Below are 17,988 nucleotides of genomic sequence, written 5' to 3' on the forward strand. Positions count from 1 at the left end.
CAGCGCGGGTTTGACGCCCCCGGCAGGCTGATTCGTCCGATCTTCGGACGACATGCATCCAGCCCGGACCGCCGGCAGGTTGCCGACCCATACCTGGTTTTTAGCCGATTTTTTAGGAGTTACGCATGCGAATCGCCCAAATCGCTCCGTTGCACGAAGCGGTGCCCCCGAAACTGTACGGTGGTACTGAGCGAGTGGTGTCCTACCTCACCGAAGCACTTGTCGAGATGGGGCATGACGTCACGCTCTTCGCGAGCGGCGATTCGCAAACCTCCGCGAAGCTCGAAGCCTGCTGGCCGCAGGCGCTGCGCCTCGACCCGACGATCCGCGACGTGATGGCACCGCACATGCTGCTCCTCGAGCAGGTGCGCCGCCGCGCGGAAGAGTTCGATGTCCTGCACTGCCACATCGACTACTACCCGTTTTCGCTGTTCTCGCGCCAGCCGGTCCCGCATCTGACGACGATGCACGGCCGTCTCGACCTGCCGGAACTGCAGCCGATCTTCAATGCATTCAGCGACGTGCCGGTGGTGTCGATCTCCGACAACCAGCGCATCCCGCTGCCGCAGGCGAACTGGCTGTCGACCGTCTACCACGGCCTGCCGGAAAACCTGCTGACGCCGATCCCGAACGTGAAGCCGAGCTACCTGGCGTTCCTCGGCCGCATCTCGCCGGAGAAGCGCGTCGACACGGCGATCCGCATCGCCGAGCAGGCCGGCCTGCCGATCAAGATCGCTGCGAAGCTCGACAAGGCTGACCGTGCGTACTACGAAGAGAAGATCAAGCCGCTGTTCGCGCTGCCGCACGTCGAGTACATCGGCGAAATCAGCGAGTCCGAAAAGACCGAATTCCTCGGCAACGCGCACGCGCTGCTGTTCCCGATCGACTGGCCGGAGCCCTTTGGCCTGGTGATGATCGAGGCGATGGCCTGCGGCACGCCGGTGATCGCGTTCAAGCGCGGCTCGGTGCCGGAAGTGATCGACAACGGCGTGTCGGGCTTCGTCGTCGAAGACGAGCTGTCGGCCGTCGCTGCGCTCAAGCGCCTCGACACGCTGCCGCGCGAGAAGGTCCGCGCCGCGTTCGAAGCCCGCTTCTCGTCGAAGGTGATGGCGCAGAACTATGTGAAGGGCTACGAGGAACTGCTGCGCCAGAAGCGTCGCACGGTGCTCCGCGAAGTCAACGCAGGCTGATTGCGGGCCGCCGCCGCGCTGCGGCGCGCGGCTTGCCAACGACGCCCCGTCCGGGTTTCCGGCGGGGCGTTGTCACATCCGCGGCGCGGATCTGTTGTATTCTCGCCGCGCCCGACGCCGCGAACGGCCCCCGAAGCGGCCCGGCACGCCATCCTGCCGTCTGTCCAGACGGTAATGTCCCTATAATGGCCGTGCCGTGAAATCCGGCCCTGTACGAATATCCAGAGGAGAGCAGTCTTGGCGAGAACGAAAACCACGCGCGCAGCGCCGGCCCCCGGCGCCGGTGTGATCTTCGCGTTGCGCGCGATCGGTCTCGTGCTGCTCGCGCGCTGGCTGTTCTCGATGTCCCAGATGGGCTATCGCTCGTCGCTGTCGGCGATGGTGTCGTCGCCCTGGGCGTTCGTCTACCTCCTGCTGATCTTCCTGCTGCTGGCGCTGCCGGGTGCCGTCGCGCGTGCCGAACGGCCGTTTCATCCGCTGCCGCAGTGGCTGCGCCAGGCGCTGCGCGTCTTTGCACTGATCGGTTTGCTGTTCGCGATCTGGTCGATCGGCATGTTCGTCTGGGTGGACGGCTGGCGCCTCGCGCTGCATGCCGTGACGGCGACCAATGGTTGGCTCGTTGCCGCGCCGGCGCTTTATGCGGCGATCGTCTGGATCTGCCGTCCGCGGCCGCTGTGGCGCACCAACGTGGCCGCCCGCCGCTTCGCGGTCGGCCGTTATGCGATTTCGCTCGACGTGCTGACGCGCACCGCGATCGTCTGGATGGAAAGCCGCAAGGTCGGCCAGTACGACGCGCGCGAACTGTCGGTGCGCTGGCCCGGCCGTACGGCAGCTGCCGCAGGCGAGGCCGCGACGGACGGGCAGCCGGCAGTCGTGCCGCCGCGTCGCGGCAGCCTGTTCAATCGACCGAAGGTCGAACTGCTGTGGGATTCGCCTGCGGCCGTCGGCCATAACCGGCAGATCGTCATGCGCGCGCCGCTCGCGACCGAAGGCGACCGCGTCGCGGTGCTCGCGCTCGACGCCGCGCTCAAGCAGATCGTCTGACAAGTCCCGCGCACGGCGTGCGGGCGACAAGGAGGCGTGATGATCGTCCGTTGGTTGCTGGCTGCCATTCACCTGAGTGCGTTCGGCGTCGCATTTGCCGCGATCGCGGGGCGCAACCGCGCATTACGCCGCCTCATCGCGTCGGCGCAGGCGGCCGACCTGCCTGGTGTATTCAAGGCGGATGCCGCGTGGGGGCTGTCGGCGCTCGTGCTGATCGTCACGGGCCTCACGCGCGCGTTCGGCGGTTTCGAGAAGGGCGCCGCGTACTACCTGCACGAGCCGCTTTTTCACCTGAAGATGACAGCGCTCGTGCTGATCCTGCTGCTCGAGGTCGTGCCGATGCTGGGATTGATCCGCTGGCGTGCGGCCGCGCGGCGACAGCAGATGCCCGATCTCGGCCGGGCGCGCACTTATGTGCGGATCGGCCATTGGCAGGCTCTGCTGGTGATCGTCATCGTGTTTGCCGCGTCGGGGATGGCGCGGGGGATTGGGCTGGCCGGGTAGGTGCGGCCGGCTAGGTCTGGCCGTGTAGGTGTGGCCGGCTAGGGATGGCAGGTACGTGCGGCCGCGTAGATGCGGCCGGCCAGGCTCGCCATCACCATCCCGATCCGCATCCCGTTCGACCCGCGCAGCATCTTCCGCCAGATACCCGCAAGCCGGGTGCGGGCCGCGTCGCTTCCCCCGATTCCGGCTCGACCGGGCGATTCGGCCGCCCGGTTCGTCCCTTGCTCAGCGCACGAGACTGGGCCGTTTGTTATTGAACGTCCACCCCGGAATCAGATACTGCATGGCCGCCGCATCGTCGCGGGCGCCGAGGCCGTGCTGCTTGTACAACTCATGCGCGACCGCGACGGCATCCATGTCGATGTCGACGCCGAGACCCGGCCGCTTCGGTACCTCCACCAGTCCATTCTCGATCTTCAGCGGCTCGCGCGTCAGCCGTTCGCCGTCCTGCCAGATCCAGTGCGTGTCGATCGCCGTGACCTGACCGGGCGCGGCGGCCGCGACATGCGTGAACATCGCGAGCGACACGTCGAAGTGGTTGTTCGAATGCGAACCCCACGTAAGACCCCAGTCGCGGCACATCTGCGCGACGCGCACCGAACCCTGCATCGTCCAGAAGTGCGGATCGGCGAGCGGGATGTCGACGGCCTGCAACTGCACCGCGTGGCCCATTTGCCGCCAGTCGGTCGCAATCATGTTGGTTGCCGTCGGCAGCCCCGTCGCACGGCGGAATTCGGCCATCACCTCGCGGCCCGAGTAGCCGTTCTCCGCACCGCACGGATCTTCGGCGTAGGCCAGCACGTGATGCTGGTCGCGGCACAGGCGTACGGCCTCGTCGAGCGACCATGCGCCGTTCGGGTCGAGCGTCACGCGCGCGTCGGGGAAGCGCTCGGCGAGCGCCGTCACGGCCTCGATCTCGCTTGCGCCTTCGAACACGCCGCCCTTCAGCTTGAAGTCGTTGAAGCCGTAGCGCGCATGCGCGGCCTCGGCGAGCCGCACGACGGCCTCGGGCGTCAGCGCGGCTTCGTCGCGCACGCGCGTCCAGTCATCGGTCGCGCCGCTGCCGTCACGGTAGGGCAGCGCGGTCTTCGTGCGATCGCCGACGTAGAACAGGTAGCCGAGCATTTCGACACGCTCGCGCTGCTGGCCCTCGCCAAGCAGCGCTGCGACCGGCACGCCGAGATGCTGGCCGAGCAGGTCGAGCAGCGCGGCCTCGAGCGCGGTGACCGCGTGGATCGTCGTGCGCAGGTCGAAGGTCTGCAGCCCGCGGCCGCTCGCGTCGCGGTCGGCAAAGGTACGCCGCACGTCGTTGAGCACTGCGTGGTAATTGCCGACCGGCTGGCCGACGACGAGCGCGCGCGCATCGTCGAGCGTGCGGCGGATGCTTTCGCCGCCGGGCACTTCGCCGACGCCGGTCCGGCCCGCGCTGTCCTTCAGGATCAGGAGGTTGCGGGTGAAGAACGGGCCGTGCGCGCCGCTCAGGTTGAGCAGCATGCTGTCGTGGCCGGCGACCGGAATCGCTTGCAGGTCGACGATGCGCGGCGTGTCGTGGGAGGGCGAGGCGGTGACGGCGTTCATGGGCGGCGATGGCGAAAGGGTGGGCAATGCCGTGCGGCAAAAGCTTTGCCGCGCGCGGCGGGAGGTGCGATCATTCGACAACCGACGTGCGCGGCGCGCAAGCCCCGCAGGTCGACGCAACCCGGAACGGGGTGGAAGCGGCAACCGAACCAGCGGAGCGCAGAACGCGAACGCTGGCTGATCGTAAAGCACGGGACCAGGCGGCGCCGGAGCGCTTGCTTGAGTCGACAGGAGATCCGTGCTTCTATCATCAGTCGTCGGATGACTTGTGACGCAGTATAATGAATCATCGGCTTTCGCTCAAACCCCGCGTAAACCCTCGGCTCACATTACGATCATTCAAAAAGGAACCGGCCTCATGTCCGTGCCTACGCTTCCCGCAGCGCCGCGCCGTCGCGCACGCAGCCTCGCACAAGATGTCGTCGACGCGCTGACCGCGCAGATCGAAAACGGCACGCTGCGTCCCGGCGACAAGCTGCCGACCGAAACCGAAGTCATGGCGGCGCAGGGCGTGAGCCGTACGGTCGTGCGCGAGGCGATCTCGCGGATGCAGGCGAGCGGCCTCGTCGAGACCCGCCACGGCATCGGCAGCTTCGTGCTGGAGCCGTCGCGCCGTCAGACGCTCGGCATCGACCCGGCGACGATCACGACGCTGCGCGACGTGCTCGCGGTGCTGGAACTGCGCATCAGCCTCGAGAGCGAATGCGCGAGCCTTGCCGCGCAGCGCGCGAACGATACCGACCTTGCCGCGCTGCGGCGCGCGCTCGACGCGATTGCAACAGGCGCGGGCGGTGGCCGCGACACGGCGCAGCTCGATTTCCAGTTCCACCTGCAGATCGCGCAATCCACCGGCAACCGCTATTTCGTCGACATCATGACGCAGCTCGGCACGTCGATCATCCCGCGCACGCGCGTGAATTCGGCCCGTTTTGCCGGTGACGATCTCGAGCGTTACGTCGGCCGGCTGAATCACGAGCACGAGGATATCTACGAGGCGATCGCGCGCCACGACCCGGAGGCCGCACGCGCCGCGATGCGCACGCACCTCACCAACAGCCGCGAGCGGCTGCGCCGCGCGCATGAGGCGGCCGAAGCCGAACGCGACACACAGGCCGGCTGATGCGCCGGGCGGCGCGGCCCGCGGTGCCGCCCCGCCCGGACAAATCGCCTCAACATCAGTCGTCATACAAGATCGATATCCGTTCATCGATCACCGGGGCCGGGCGGCGTTTCCGCTGCCGGCCGCCGGCACCGCCGATCAGCCTCCCTTCGTCGTGATCGTCTTCCACGCGCCGCTCTTCACCTGGTACAGCGTCGACATCCCGCTCTTCAGCGAGCCGTCGTTCGCGAACGAGATGCGGCCGGTGACGCCTTCGAAGTCGATCTTCTTCAGCGCCGGGCGATAGACCTTCGGGTCGGTCGAGCCGGCCGCCTGCATCGCCTTGATCGCCGCCCAGGCCGCGTCGTAGCCGAACTGCGCATACGACAGCACGTCGACGCCGAAGCGCTTCCTGAAACGCTGTTCGAAATCCTTCCCTTGCGGCAGCTCGTCGAGCGGCCGGCCGTATTCCCACGCCATCGCGCCTTCGGCGGCCGGGCCCGCGATCTTGATGAACTCGTTGTCCTTCACGCCGCCGCCGCCGACGAACTGCGCGTTCAGCCCGAGCTGGCGCATCTGCTTGATGAAGTTCGCGGCGAGCGAATCGAGCCCGCCGAAGAAGATCAGGTCGGGATTCTTGGCCTTCAGGCTCGTGATCTGCGCACGGAAGTCGACCGCCTGGTTGCTGGTGAATTCGCGGCCGATGAGGTTCCCGCCGGCGGCCTTCACGGCCTTCTCGAACTCGTCGGCCTCGCCCTGGCCGAACGCGGTGCGGTCGTCGATGATCGCGATGCGCTTTGCTTTCGTCACATCGACCGCGTACTTGCCCGCGTTGCCGGCGTTCTGGCCGTCGGTTGCGATCACCATGAACATGTTCGCCAGCCCGCGCGAGGTGAGCGTCGGGTTGGTCGCCGCCGGATCGATCACCGGGATGCCGGACTTGTCGTAGACGACCGAGGCCGGAATCGTCGTCCCCGAATTGAAATGGCCGACCACGACCGACACGTTCTGGTCGACGAGCGCCTGCGCGGCCTGCACGCCGATGCGCGGGTCGGCCTGGTCGTCCTGCACGACGAGGTTGAAGTGCGCGGGCTTGCCGGCGATCTGCACCTTCTGCGCGGCGGCATCGTCGAGCGCGAGCTGCACGCCGTTCTGCAGGTCCTTGCCGTAGCCGGCGTTCACGCCCGTGAGCGGCGCGGCGAAACCGACCTTCACGTCGGTCGTATCGGCGGCCTGGGCGGCCTGTTGCGAGAGGAGGGCAAGCGCGGATGCAATCGACACCGACAGCAGGGAATGACGGAATTTCATGTTGTTCCTCTTGTTCGACACCTGCGAGTGAGTACCGCACATGCTCGGGCTGGCTGAGCGCGTGCGACGGGCGGGCGGTTCGACCGCTTCTCGGAATCGGGCGGGGAGGTCGGCATCGTGATCCTCGGAAGAATCTCCCGTCAGGCTCGGCGAAGAGCCCCGATCGCCTCGATATATAGGTCGCCGATATGCCCGGGTCTTGGCAATTTGCCGCGCATTCGGTGCGGATTTGCGCATAGCTTCTGCGCGTGCGGGGGCAGCTGGTATCGGGAGTTTCCCGTCGCGAACGGAGCGGGTGGAGAGGGGGAGGTGCGGGGGCGAGGAGCAGGGAGGCGGCGCGGCCCGCCGGGGCCACGCCGCGCACGAGAGGCCGTCAGTCGGACAGGGTGTCCGATGCGGCTTCGGCATCGTCGTGCGATGCGTGCGTGCGGATCAGCGGATCGCTGGTGCTCGGGCGGCCCGTCTCGACGTGGCCCGCGAAACGGCGCAGGAAGCCGAGCAGCCGACCGTCGCTGACGGTCAGGTCGTACCAGCCGTGGCTGCCGCGCAGATCCCAGTAGTCGTCGACCTGCTGGCCCGGTGCGAGATCGAACGTGCGCGCGCGGCCGTGGCCGTACGCGTTCGTGACCTTGAGCCGCACGGCCTTGTGGCCGCGGTTCATCAGGCGCAGCGTGATGTTGCCGTTCGCGACGTCATAGCCGTAGATCACCTCGGGGTTCACGTTCGCGCTGCCGACGCCGGTCGCGAACGGGCCGCGGAAATGGCAGTAGAAGCCGTTCGGGCCGTACACGTCGAGGTCGTACAGGCCTAGCGACGCGGCGGCGCTCCACGTGTCGACAACCCGCTTGCCGGCTTCGACCGTGTACGCCCAAGGGCCGTCGAGGCGGTTGCGTGACTGCACCTGGAACGCGGCGCCCGCGCGGCCCGTGTTCGCGAAGGTCAGCCGGAACAGGCCGTTGACCGATTCGACGCGACCGTGCACGAACAGCTCGTACGGCAGCGCGCGCGCCGGACGCAGCCCGGCCTCCTGCTTCGGCAGCTTCTGCAGCACCGGCGGCACCGGGATGTAGTCGGGGTGGCGCAGGCGGTCGGGCGGCGCGTAGCTGCTCGTGTCCGGCAGCGTCGGCCAGGCGGCATCGGACGTCGCGAAGTCGAACGCGGCGGTCAGGTCGCCGCACACCGTGCGACGCCACGGCGACACGTTGCCCGCCTTGACCGGGTATTGCGCGCCGAAACGCGCCTCGATGAATTGCAGCAGCGACGTGTGATCGAAGGTCTGCGAACAGACCCAGCCGCCCTTCGTCCACGGCGACACGACGAGCATCGGCACGCGCGGCCCGAGCCCGTACGGGCCTGCCATGTGCGATGCGTCGCCGGGGAACACTTCGTTGGTCGTTGCGACCGTCGACAGCCCGTTGTCGCGCGACTGCGGCGCGAACGGCGGCTGCACATGATCGAAGAAGCCGTCGTTCTCGTCGTACGTGATGAAGAGCGCGGTCTTGCTCCAAACTTCCGGATTCGACACGAGCGCCTGCAGCACCTGCTCGATGTACCACGCGCCGTAGTTCGCCGGCCAGTTCGGATGCTCGGAATACGCTTCCGGCGCGCAGATCCACGACACCTGCGGCAGCGTGCCGTTCTTCACGTCCTGCTGCAGCACGTCGAACAGCGTGCCGCCCGCGCTGATGTTGGTGCCGGTGCGCGCCTTGTCGTACAGCGGCGTGCCGGGCAGCGCGGTGCGGTACTGGTTGAAGTAGAGCAGCGAGTTGTCGCCGTAGTTGCCGATGTACGGGTTCTGCGTCCAGCCCCACGACCCGGCGGCGTTCAGGCCGGTGCCGATGTCCTGGTAGATCTTCCACGACACGCCGGCGTTCTCCAGCACTTCCGGATAGGTCGTCCAGCCGTAGCCCGCTTCCTCGTTGCCGAGCACCGGGCCGCCACCCGTGCCGTCGTTGCCGACGTAGCCCGTCCACATGTAGTAGCGGTTCGGGTCGGTCGAGCTCGGGATCGCGCAGTGGTACGCGTCGCAGATCGTGAACGCGTCGGCGAGCTGGTAGTGGAACGGGATGTCGTCGCGCTTCAGGTACGCCATCGTCGTGGTGCCCTTGTTCGGCACCCACTGGTCATAGCGGCCCTTGTTCCATGCCGCGTGCATGTCCTGCCAGCCGTGCGGCAGGTCCTGCAGGAACTGCAGGCCGAGCTTGTCCGCGCCCGGATGGAACGGCAGCAGCTCGGCCGGGCCGACCGGCTGGTGGAACACCGACTTGCCGTTCGCGAGGCGCAGCGGGCGCGGGTCACCAAAGCCGCGGACACCGCGCATCGTGCCGAAGTAGTGGTCGAACGAGCGGTTCTCCTGCATCAGGATCACGATGTGTTCGATATCGCGGATGGTGCCGGTGCGGCGGTTCGCAGGAATCGCAAGCGCATCGCGAATCACGGGCGGGAACAGGTTCAGCGCGGCGGCGCCGGCGGTGCCGGCAGCGACGCGCAGGAAGTCACGACGGTTCGATCGGGTCATGGTCGTTATCGTGTGATAAAGGGGGGAGCCGATTGGCGGGAACTGCTGGAAGGGCACGCCCGGGTCGCAGGATGCGGCTGCGCCGGGTTGTGCCGCCGCGAGCATAGCTAGGAATCGGTGTCATTCATGTGAAGTCCGGAAACGTTTGCATCCGCATCGAAGCGAGTTCGACGCAGCGTCGGGGGGCATATCGCCAGCGGTCGTGGTGAGGCAGGGGCAGGGCGGGAAAGCGGCGCGGGATGCGCGCCGGTGAAGCGAAGGGCGACGCCGGTGTGTCAGGCGTCCGTCACCCACGCACCGAACCATTCGCTCGGGTGCGCGATTTCGTCCTGCGCGGCGACGAGTTCGAGCTCGTAGCGGCGCGCATCGTAGGTGGCCTTCACGACCGCATGCACGGCCGCGAGCGTGTGCTCGAACGCGGCGCGCACGGAGTCGCCGCGCAGCCGGCATGCGACGAAGATCGCGCTGGTCAGGTCGCCGACGCCGACCGGATGGCGCGGAAACGCGTACAGCGGGCGCTGGCCGATCCACGCTTCGGTTTCGGTGACGGCGAGCATGTTGAAGCGATCGGCGGGGCTGTTGCGGTCGTGCAGGTGCTTGACGAGGATGATTTGCGGGCCGCGCCGGATCAGCGCGCGGCATGCCTCGACGGCTTCGGCGACGGTTTCGATGCGCCGCCCGGCGAGCTTCTGCAGTTCGGTGTGGTTCGGCGACATGCCGTCGGCGAGCGCCGGCATTTCCTGGACCATGAATTCCTCGACGCCGGGCTCGGGCCGGATGCCGCCCGTCTGGCCCATCGCCGGATCGCAGAAGTACCACGCGTTCGGGTTCATCGCCTTCACCGAGCGCACGATCTCGACGGCCGCACGCGCCTGCGGCGGCGAGCCGAGGAAGCCGGACAGCACGGCGTCGCAGCGCTTGAGCGCGCCGATCGCGGCGATGCCGTCGACGAGCTGCTCCATCTTCGCGGCATCGATCGCGCTGCCGGCCCAATGGCCGTACTGCATGTGATTCGACAACTGGACGGTATTGAGCGGCCAGACGTTGACGCCGAGGCGCTGCATCGGGAACACGGCCGCACTGTTGCCGGCATGGCCGTAGATGACGTGCGACTGAATGCTGAGGACGTTTTTCATGGGAATCGCCTGCACGCGTTTCAGGGTCACGTCACACGATACCCGAGTTCGTCGCGCGCGCGGAAGTCGCGCGGCCCCGGGGTGTTGCGCGCCGTCGTCAGCGCGACCGCGTAGAATCGCGGGGCGCGAGGCAGCCCGGCCGCCCGCGTGCGTCTCCAATCACCGTGATCGCCATGCTTTCGATTTGCAAGATGTTGTTTGCCGCGCGCGCCGCCATGCTCGGCGCGGGCTTCGCCGTCGCGTGCGCCATGCCTGCCGTGGCGGCTGCCGCGTCGCCCGCCGGCAATGACGGGCCCGTGTATGGCCCGCGCCTGGAAGGGTTCACCTATCCGGCGCCCGTGCATCTGTACCCGTTCGTATCGCAGCGCGAAACGCTCGAAATGGCCTACCTCGATGTGCAGCCGGCGCACCCGAACGGCCGCACCGTCGTACTGCTGCACGGGAAGAACTTCTGCGCGGCGACCTGGGAGGACACGATCGGCGTGCTGAGCCGCGCCGGCTATCGCGTGATCGCGCCGGACCAGATCGGCTTCTGCAAGTCGTCGAAGCCCGATCGCTACCAGTACAGCTTCCAGCAACTGGCGCGCAACACGCACGCGCTGCTCGAATCGGTGGGGGTGAAGTCGGCGACGATCGTCGGCCACTCGACGGGCGGGATGCTCGCGATGCGCTATGCGCTGATGTATCCGAAGGCGACTGACCAGCTCGTGCTCGTGAACCCGATCGGCCTCGAGGACTGGAAGGCGCTCGGCGTGCCGCCGCTGTCGGTCGACTACTGGTATGCGCGCGAGCAGAAGACCACGGCCGACGGCATCCGCCGCTACGAGCAAGGCACGTACTACGCGGGCAAGTGGTCGCCGTCGTACGAGCGCTGGGTGCAGATGCTGGCCGGGATGTACCGGGGCGCCGGTCGCGACGCAGTCGCGTGGAACTCCGCGCTGATCTACGACATGATCCTCACGCAGCCGGTGGTCTATGAACTCGGCGCGATCCGCGTGCCGACGCTGCTGATGATCGGCGACAAGGACACGACGGCGATCGGCAAGGACGTCTCGCCGCCCGACGTGCATGCGAAGCTCGGCCACTACCCGGAACTCGCGAAGCGGACGCAGGCCGCGATCCCCGGCGCGCAACTCGTCGAATTCCCGACGCTCGGGCACGCGCCGCAGATCCAGGACCCGGACGCGTTTCACAAGGCGCTGCTTGACGGGCTTGAGACCGTGCACCCGCAGTGATGCGGGGCCGGCCGCAGGCGGCCCGGGTGCGTGCCGTCAGTGCGCTTCGCTCGCGAGTTCGTCGCGGATCTGCGCGGTCAGTTCGAACGAACGCAGCCGTGCCGCGTGATCGTAGATCTGTGCGGTGACGATCAGCTCGTCGGCCCCCGTCTGCGCGATGCGGTCGCGCAGCTTGTCGCGCACCGTGTCGCGTGAGCCGACCGCCGCGAACGACAGCGAATGCGCCACGGTCGCGAGCTCGAGCTCGTTGGCCTCGAGCGCGTCGACGGGGGGCGGCAGCTTGCCCGGCGTGCCGCGCCGCAGATTGATGAACTGCTGCTGCAGCGATGTGAACAGGCGCCGCGCCTCGTCGTCGGTATCGGCTGCGAACACGTTGACGCCGACCATCGCATGCGGCTTCGGCCATGCGGCCGACGGCCGGTACTGCGCACGATAGATCTCGAGCGCGCGCATCAGGTAATCCGGCGCGAAGTGCGACGCAAATGCGAACGGCAGCCCGAGCATCGCGGCCAGCTGCGCGCTGAACAAACTCGAACCCAGCAGCCACACCGGCACGTCGAGCCCCGCGCCGGGCACCGCGCGCACGCGCTGGCCGGGCACCGGCTCCGCGAAGTAGCGCTGCAGCTCGGCGACGTCGTCCGGAAACGAGTCGGCGCTGCCGATCAGGTCGCGGCGCAGCGCGCGCGACGTGGTCTGGTCGGTGCCGGGCGCGCGGCCGAGGCCGAGGTCGATGCGCCCCGGATACAGCGACGCGAGCGTGCCGAACTGCTCGGCGATCACGAGCGGTGCGTGGTTCGGCAGCATGATGCCGCCCGACCCGACCCGGATCGTCCGCGTGGCGCCCGCGACATGGCCGATCACGACGGCTGTTGCCGCGCTCGCGATGCCGGGCATGTTGTGATGCTCGGCGAGCCAGTAGCGCTGGTAACCCCAGCGTTCCGCGTGCTGCGCGAGATCGACGGTGTTGCGGAAAGCCTGGGAGGCGTCGGCGCCGGCCGGAATGGGGGCGAGATCGAGTACGGAAAACGGAGTCATCGGTTGGCCTTCGAACGAGGGGGCGGGGTGATGCGCGTACGCAACAAATGCCAAGGATTTTGCCAAAGGGTTCCGGAACGTGCTGGGGGCGGCCCGATACCCATGCGCCTTTCAGGGGTGCAGGGTCGAATTCGGCGATCGTTGCAAAAATCAATCTAATCTGCGATTAATTACCAATCTTTACGGCGATTGGATGTGAATCCGCATCGACGTACAAATTTGCACGAAACGTTTGATTTTCAAGACTGCAATACGCCTGCAAACCGCTTACGCTAACGTAAACGCGGGTGTGCTCAAATGGTTCGCCGACTGCGCAGCTTTGCCGGAATTGCACCAGTGCGTTTCTCGTAGTGCCGAGCGCGGTGTGCCGCAGACTGCTAAAATCCGGCGCCTGCCCATGTTGTGCCGAAGGTAGCCATACGAGTCTTCCCGCATCCCGTCCGGGCGTCGCGCGGAAGATGCGCCACGCGAAGCCGGGCATGGCCACACCCGAAGGATGGGTCGAGCCTCCCTCATATACAGACGCTGCTGGAACAAGGAGTCGGGTCGTGCCCGCGTTCGTCGTTGTCGGAATATCGAATCACGCTCAATCACGCTCAAGCGTTCTCCATGGCGTTCAGGTCGCCGGGAGGCGTCGCGCATGACGGCAACCGCAACGATGCTCGACTGGCTCCTGATCGTCTTTACGCTGGCCGCGGCCGGCTATGCGCTCGTCGCCGCGTTCGCACCGCGGCCGCGTACGCCGCGCACGGCCGTGCGCGACGGCTTCGAGCCGGTCAGCGTGCTCAAGCCGCTGTGCGGCGCGGAGCCGCACCTGTACGAAAACCTCGCGACGTTCTGCGAGCAGCGCCATCCGCGTTATGAAGTGCTGTTCGGCGTCGCGTCGGCGGCCGATCCGGCCGTCGCTGTGGTCGAACGGCTGCGCACCGATTATCCCGAGTGCGACATCACGCTCGTGATCGATGCGCGCGTGCACGGCAAGAACCTGAAGGTCAGCAACCTGATCAACCTCGCCGAGCGCGCGAAGTACGGCCGCATCGTGATCGCGGACAGCGACATCGCGGTGAAGCCCGACTATCTGGAGCGCGTGACGGCGCCGCTCGCCGATGTGTCGGTCGGTGTCGTCACGTGCCTGTATCATGCGCGCAGCGTCGGCGGGTTCTGGACGCGAATCGGCGCGCAATTCGTCGATGCATGGTTCGCGCCGTCGGTCCGGATCACGCACCTCGGCCGCTCGAGCCGCTTCGGCTTCGGCGCGACGCTCGCGCTGACGCGCGACACGCTCGACCGGATCGGCGGCTTTCCCGCGCTGAAGGACGAACTGGCCGACGATTTCTGGCTTGCCGAGCTGCCGCGCTGCCTCGGGCGCCGCACCGTGCTGTCGGAGGTCGAGGTCGCGACCGACGTGATCGAGCCGTCGTTCGGGCCGCTGTGGCACCGCGAGACGCGCTGGCTGCGCACGATCCGTTCGCTGAACCCGGCCGGTTTCGCGTTCCTGTTCATTACGTTCACCGTGCCGTGGCTCGCGATCGGCGCGGCGCTCGCGCTGCGCCTCGACGGCACCTTCGCCGGCTCGCTGGCGGGCGGGGCGGCCGTGGTGGGCGCGTTCGGGCGGCTCGTGCTGCACGCGCGTGGCGAGGACGGCTGGCGCGCATTCTGGCGCGACCTGCCGCTCGTCGCGGTGCGCGACACGCTGCTCGCGCTCGAGTGGCTCGCGGCCGTGTTCGGCACGCACGTCGTGTGGCGCGGCGCGAGGATGACGGTTGTTGGCGGCGAACGCGCGACGGCGGCCGTTGAAGCAGTGGACGGCCGCTAGGGTCGTTCCGATCGAACCCGGCCCGAGGGCCGAGACGCGCTGCGCGGCAAGGCCGCGCAACGCGACATGACAGAGAGGCGGGCGCCGGCATGGCGGCCCGCGGTTTTTTGACTGAATCGTTGTAACGAATCGAACTATGCAGGCTACCGGAGCACTCATGAAAACGCTGTTCTTGCAGGCCCCTTCGTATGACGGCTTCGACGGCGGAGCCGGCTCGCGCTATCAGGCGAAGCGCGAAATCCGTTCCTTCTGGTATCCGACGTGGCTCGCACAGCCGGCCGCGCTCGTGCCGGGCAGCCGCGTCCTCGATGCACCGGCCGACGGCCTGTCGGTCGAGGAGACGCTGAAGATCGCGAACGACTACGACCTCGTGATCATCCACACGAGCACGCCGTCGTTCCCGACCGACGCGATGTTCGCGCAGGATCTGAAGAAGATGAAGCCGTCGATGCTGGTCGGCATGGTGGGCGCGAAGGTGATGGTCGATCCGCACAACTCGCTCACGGCGAGCGAGGCAATCGACTTCGTGTGCCGCGAGGAATTCGACTACACCTGCAAGGAAATCGCCGAAGGCAAGCCGTTCCCCGAGATCAAGGGCTTGAGCTGGCGCGCGAAGGACGGCTCGATCGAGCACAACGAAGCGCGTCCGATCCTCGAGAACATGGACGAACTGCCGTTCGTCGCGCCCATCTACAAGCGCGACCTGAAGATCGACAACTACTTCATCGGCTACCTGAACTACCCGTACGTGTCGATCTACACGGGTCGCGGCTGCAAGTCGCGCTGCACGTTCTGCCTGTGGCCGCAGACGGTCAGCGGCCATCGCTACCGCACGCGCTCGGTCGAGAACGTGCTCGCGGAAGCGAAGTGGATCCGCGACAACATGCCGGAAGTGAAGGAACTGATGTTCGACGACGACACCTTCACCGACGACCTGCCGCGCGCCGAAGCCATCGCTATCGGCCTGGGCAAGCTCGGCATGACGTGGTCGTGCAACGCGAAGGCCAACGTGCCGTACAAGTCGCTCAAGGTCATGAAGGAAAACGGCCTGCGCTTGCTGCTGGTCGGCTTCGAATCCGGCGACGACCAGATCCTCGTGAACATCAAGAAGGGCGTGCGCACCGATTTCGCGCGTCGTTTCAGCGCGGACTGCAAGAAGCTCGGCATCAAGATCCACGGCACCTTCATCCTCGGCCTGCCGGGCGAGACGCAGGAGACCATCAAGAAGACGATCGAGTATGCGAAGGAAATCAATCCGCACACGATCCAGGTCTCGCTCGCCGCGCCGTATCCGGGCACGACGCTCTACAAGCAGGCCGTCGAAAACGGCTGGATGGAAGAGAACAAGACGATCAACCTGGTGAGCAAGGAAGGCGTGCAGCTCGCGGCGATCGGCTATGCGCACCTGTCGCGCGACGAGATCTATCACCACCTCGAGCAGTTCTATCGCCAGTTCTACTTCCGTCCGTCGAAGATCTGGGAAATCGTGCGCGAGATGCTGACGAGCTGGGACATGATGAAGCGTCGCCTGCGCGAAGGCGTCGAATTCTTCCGCTTCCTGCGCGCACACGAGGCGTAATCCGTGGCGACGCAGCGGGCGGCGCGGGCGCTGATCTTCACCGCGGACGACTTCGGGTTGCACCCGCGCGTCAACGCGGCAGTCGAGCGCGCGCACCGCGACGGCGTGCTGAACGCTGCCAGCCTGATGGTTGGCGCGCCCGCCGCACAGGATGCGATCGAGCGCGCGCGGCGGCTGCCGTCGCTCGCGGTCGGCCTGCATCTCGTGCTTGCGGACGGGCCGGCCACGCTGCCCGCGCATGAGATTCCCGCGCTCGTCGGCCCCGACGGGCGGTTCGGCGACGCGATGGCGAAGGACGGCTGTCGCTTCTTCTTCCTGCCGCACGTTCGTGCGCAACTGCGCCGCGAGATTCGCGCGCAGTTCGACGCGTTCGCGGCGAGCGGCCTGCCGCTCGACCACGTGAACGCGCACAAGCATTTCCACCTGCATCCGACCGTGCTGTCGCTGATCATCGAGATCGGCCGCGACTACGGGCTGCGCGCGGTGCGACTGCCGTACGAGACGAGCGCGCCCGCGCTGCTCAAGCCGTGGATCGCGCTCGTGCGCGCGCGGCTCGACCGCGCGGGTCTCGCGCACAACGACTACGTGGTCGGGATCGAACACACGGGCGCGATGGACGAGGCCGTGCTGCTCGACGCGCTTGCCAAGCTGCCGCCGGGCGTCGGCGAGATCTACTGCCATCCGGCCGAGGCCGGCGACGGCCCGATCACGCCGACGATGACCGGCTACCGTCCGGTGGACGAACTCGATGCGCTGCTGTCGCCGCGCGTGGCGGCCGCACTGAAGGCCGCAGGCGTCGCGACCGGCGGCTTTGCCGACGTGTTCGGCCAGCCCGCGGCGCGGCGCGGCGCGCATGCGCCGCACGCACCGGGAGCGCAGCCGTCATGACCAAGTGGATCAAATGGCTCGGCTGGCCGCTCGGCATCGGCATCCTGCTCGCGCTGGGGCTGCACGAAGGCGTCGGCGACGTGTCGCAGATGCTCGCGCGCGCCGGTTACGCGCTGCTGTGGCTCGTACCGTTCCACGCGCTGCCGCTGCTGCTCGACGCCTACGCGTGGCACCTGCTGCTCGACAAGCGCTCGTCGCTGCCGTTCCTCTGGTGGATCGCGACCGTGCGCGAAGCGGTGAACCGGCTGCTGCCGGTGGTCGGGATCGGCGGTGAGCTGGTCGGTATCCGGCTCGCGCGCTGGCAGGTGCCCGACGCGAGCCGCGTGACGGCGTCGGTGATCGTCGAGGTGCTCGTGACGATCGTCGTCCAGTATGCGTTTGCCGCGCTCGGCCTCGTGCTGCTGCTCGCGACGACGGACAACATGGGCGGCGGCACGATCGGCCTCGCGCTGCTGCTGACACTGCCGCTGCCGGTGCTCGGCGTCGTGCTGATGCGCCGCGGCGGTGTCTTCCATGCGATCGAGCGGTTCGCGGGCCGCCTGCTCGGCGATTCGCACCGGCTGTTGCAGGGCGTGGACGGCAAGCGGCTCGATGCCGATATCGATGCGCTGATGTCGCGCACGGGCCTGTTGTTCAGCGCATTCTTCTGGCAACTGGCCGGCTACGTGCTCGGCGCGCTCGAGATCTACTGGGCGCTCGCGCTGCTTGGCCATCCGGTGTCGATCGGCGGCGCGATCGCGATCGAGGCGATGACGCAGGCCGTGCGCCATGCGGCGTTCATGGTGCCGGGCGGCCTCGGCGTGCAGGAGGCGACCGTCGTGCTGCTCGCGCAGATGTTCGGCGTCGACCGCGAGACGGCGCTGTCGCTCGCGCTGGTCAAGCGCGGCCGCGAGGTGCTGTTCGGCTGTCTGGCGCTCGGTTCGTGGCAGCTTGCCGAACTCGTGCGTACGCGGCGCCACATCGGCGCGCCGCCGGCTGTGCCGCGCGCGCCGCAAGCGACGAGCCGCGTGGCCGAAACCGAAACCGAAACGATGCATTGATCATGAGACGGGCCGCGC

14 protein-coding genes are annotated in these 17,988 nt (G+C 67.6%); 9 read left to right on the forward strand and 5 right to left on the reverse strand.

The genetic code is table 11. From position 1 onward, the window contains the following. Positions 1-125: 125 nt before the first annotated feature. The 3 genes from HAV18_RS16760 (at position 126) to HAV18_RS16770 (ending at position 2,738) form a co-directional block, all read left to right on the forward strand. Positions 126-1,190, forward strand: coding sequence for a glycosyltransferase family 4 protein (locus HAV18_RS16760; protein ID WP_026044940.1), 1,065 nt, complete (start codon positions 126-128; stop codon positions 1,188-1,190). A gap of 237 nt (positions 1,191-1,427) precedes the next feature. Continuing rightward, positions 1,428-2,234 (forward strand): hypothetical protein, encoded by an 807-nt coding sequence (locus HAV18_RS16765; RefSeq protein WP_166957684.1) that lies wholly within the window; start codon positions 1,428-1,430, stop codon positions 2,232-2,234. A 39-nt stretch (positions 2,235-2,273) separates the two neighbouring features. Beyond that, entirely contained in the window at positions 2,274-2,738 is a 465-nt protein-coding gene (locus tag HAV18_RS16770; RefSeq protein WP_166957686.1) for a DUF2214 family protein, read from the forward strand. Positions 2,739-2,963: 225 nt separating this feature from the next. Here the strand turns inward: HAV18_RS16770 and gudD are convergent, their stop codons facing one another. Further along, positions 2,964-4,316, reverse strand: a complete 1,353-nt coding sequence (gudD, locus tag HAV18_RS16775; RefSeq protein ID WP_166957688.1) for a glucarate dehydratase — start codon at positions 4,314-4,316, stop codon at positions 2,964-2,966. Between the two features lie 358 nt (positions 4,317-4,674). Here gudD and HAV18_RS16780 point away from each other — a divergent pair, with 358 nt between their 5' ends. Then, entirely contained in the window at positions 4,675-5,436 is a 762-nt protein-coding gene (locus tag HAV18_RS16780; RefSeq protein WP_031400057.1) for a FadR/GntR family transcriptional regulator, read from the forward strand. A gap of 138 nt (positions 5,437-5,574) precedes the next feature. On the opposite strand, the gene HAV18_RS16785 is transcribed toward HAV18_RS16780, so the two are convergent. From HAV18_RS16785 to pdxY, 3 genes are all read right to left on the reverse strand, one after another. Further along, positions 5,575-6,723, reverse strand: a complete 1,149-nt coding sequence (locus tag HAV18_RS16785) for a branched-chain amino acid ABC transporter substrate-binding protein (protein WP_166957690.1) — start codon at positions 6,721-6,723, stop codon at positions 5,575-5,577. Positions 6,724-7,096: 373 nt separating this feature from the next. Then, on the reverse strand, positions 7,097-9,241 hold the full coding sequence (locus tag HAV18_RS16790) for a phosphocholine-specific phospholipase C (RefSeq protein WP_166957692.1): 2,145 nt from the start codon (positions 9,239-9,241) through the stop codon (positions 7,097-7,099). A 275-nt stretch (positions 9,242-9,516) separates the two neighbouring features. Continuing rightward, complete coding sequence (pdxY, locus tag HAV18_RS16795; RefSeq protein ID WP_166957694.1) at positions 9,517-10,377, reverse strand: pyridoxal kinase PdxY; 861 nt, start codon at positions 10,375-10,377, stop codon at positions 9,517-9,519. A gap of 173 nt (positions 10,378-10,550) precedes the next feature. Here pdxY and HAV18_RS16800 point away from each other — a divergent pair, with 173 nt between their 5' ends. Next, positions 10,551-11,612, forward strand: coding sequence for an alpha/beta fold hydrolase (locus HAV18_RS16800; protein ID WP_166957696.1), 1,062 nt, complete (start codon positions 10,551-10,553; stop codon positions 11,610-11,612). A 36-nt stretch (positions 11,613-11,648) separates the two neighbouring features. On the opposite strand, the gene HAV18_RS16805 is transcribed toward HAV18_RS16800, so the two are convergent. Beyond that, on the reverse strand, positions 11,649-12,647 hold the full coding sequence (locus HAV18_RS16805; RefSeq protein ID WP_166957698.1) for an LLM class flavin-dependent oxidoreductase: 999 nt from the start codon (positions 12,645-12,647) through the stop codon (positions 11,649-11,651). 640 nt (positions 12,648-13,287) lie between these two features. Here HAV18_RS16805 and hpnI point away from each other — a divergent pair. The 4 genes from hpnI to HAV18_RS16825 all read left to right on the forward strand — a co-directional run bounded on the left by hpnI (position 13,288) and on the right by HAV18_RS16825 (position 17,970). Continuing rightward, the gene (hpnI, locus tag HAV18_RS16810; protein WP_166957700.1) at positions 13,288-14,463 is read left to right on the forward strand and encodes a bacteriohopanetetrol glucosamine biosynthesis glycosyltransferase HpnI; all 1,176 of its coding nucleotides are present in this window, start codon (positions 13,288-13,290) and stop codon (positions 14,461-14,463) included. Between the two features lie 157 nt (positions 14,464-14,620). Further along, entirely contained in the window at positions 14,621-16,042 is a 1,422-nt protein-coding gene (hpnJ, locus tag HAV18_RS16815; RefSeq protein WP_048249491.1) for a hopanoid biosynthesis associated radical SAM protein HpnJ, read from the forward strand. 3 nt (positions 16,043-16,045) lie between these two features. Beyond that, positions 16,046-16,930: a hopanoid biosynthesis-associated protein HpnK gene (gene hpnK / locus HAV18_RS16820; protein ID WP_166957702.1), complete on the forward strand. Its 885-nt coding sequence runs from the start codon at positions 16,046-16,048 to the stop codon at positions 16,928-16,930. Further along, on the forward strand, positions 16,927-17,970 hold the full coding sequence (locus HAV18_RS16825; RefSeq protein ID WP_166957703.1) for an HpnL family protein: 1,044 nt from the start codon (positions 16,927-16,929) through the stop codon (positions 17,968-17,970). The genes hpnK and HAV18_RS16825 overlap by 4 nt, the downstream gene beginning before the upstream one ends. Positions 17,971-17,988: the final 18 nt, after the last annotated feature.

This window comes from Burkholderia sp. D-99, from assembly GCF_011605345.1.
GTDB lineage: Bacteria > Pseudomonadota > Gammaproteobacteria > Burkholderiales > Burkholderiaceae > Burkholderia.

Coding starts and splice junctions, on each gene's coding strand:
- gudD (WP_166957688.1), bottom strand. CDS start 4,316: ATGAACGCCGTCACCGCCTCGCCCTCCCACGACACGCCGCGCATCGTC.
- HAV18_RS16770 (WP_166957686.1), top strand. CDS start 2,274: ATGATCGTCCGTTGGTTGCTGGCTGCCATTCACCTGAGTGCGTTCGGC.
- hpnJ (WP_048249491.1), top strand. CDS start 14,621: ATGAAAACGCTGTTCTTGCAGGCCCCTTCGTATGACGGCTTCGACGGC.
- HAV18_RS16760 (WP_026044940.1), top strand. CDS start 126: ATGCGAATCGCCCAAATCGCTCCGTTGCACGAAGCGGTGCCCCCGAAA.
- HAV18_RS16780 (WP_031400057.1), top strand. CDS start 4,675: ATGTCCGTGCCTACGCTTCCCGCAGCGCCGCGCCGTCGCGCACGCAGC.
- HAV18_RS16805 (WP_166957698.1), bottom strand. CDS start 12,647: ATGACTCCGTTTTCCGTACTCGATCTCGCCCCCATTCCGGCCGGCGCC.
- HAV18_RS16785 (WP_166957690.1), bottom strand. CDS start 6,723: ATGAAATTCCGTCATTCCCTGCTGTCGGTGTCGATTGCATCCGCGCTT.
- HAV18_RS16825 (WP_166957703.1), top strand. CDS start 16,927: ATGACCAAGTGGATCAAATGGCTCGGCTGGCCGCTCGGCATCGGCATC.
- HAV18_RS16800 (WP_166957696.1), top strand. CDS start 10,551: ATGCTTTCGATTTGCAAGATGTTGTTTGCCGCGCGCGCCGCCATGCTC.
- pdxY (WP_166957694.1), bottom strand. CDS start 10,377: ATGAAAAACGTCCTCAGCATTCAGTCGCACGTCATCTACGGCCATGCC.
- HAV18_RS16790 (WP_166957692.1), bottom strand. CDS start 9,241: ATGACCCGATCGAACCGTCGTGACTTCCTGCGCGTCGCTGCCGGCACC.
- hpnI (WP_166957700.1), top strand. CDS start 13,288: ATGACGGCAACCGCAACGATGCTCGACTGGCTCCTGATCGTCTTTACG.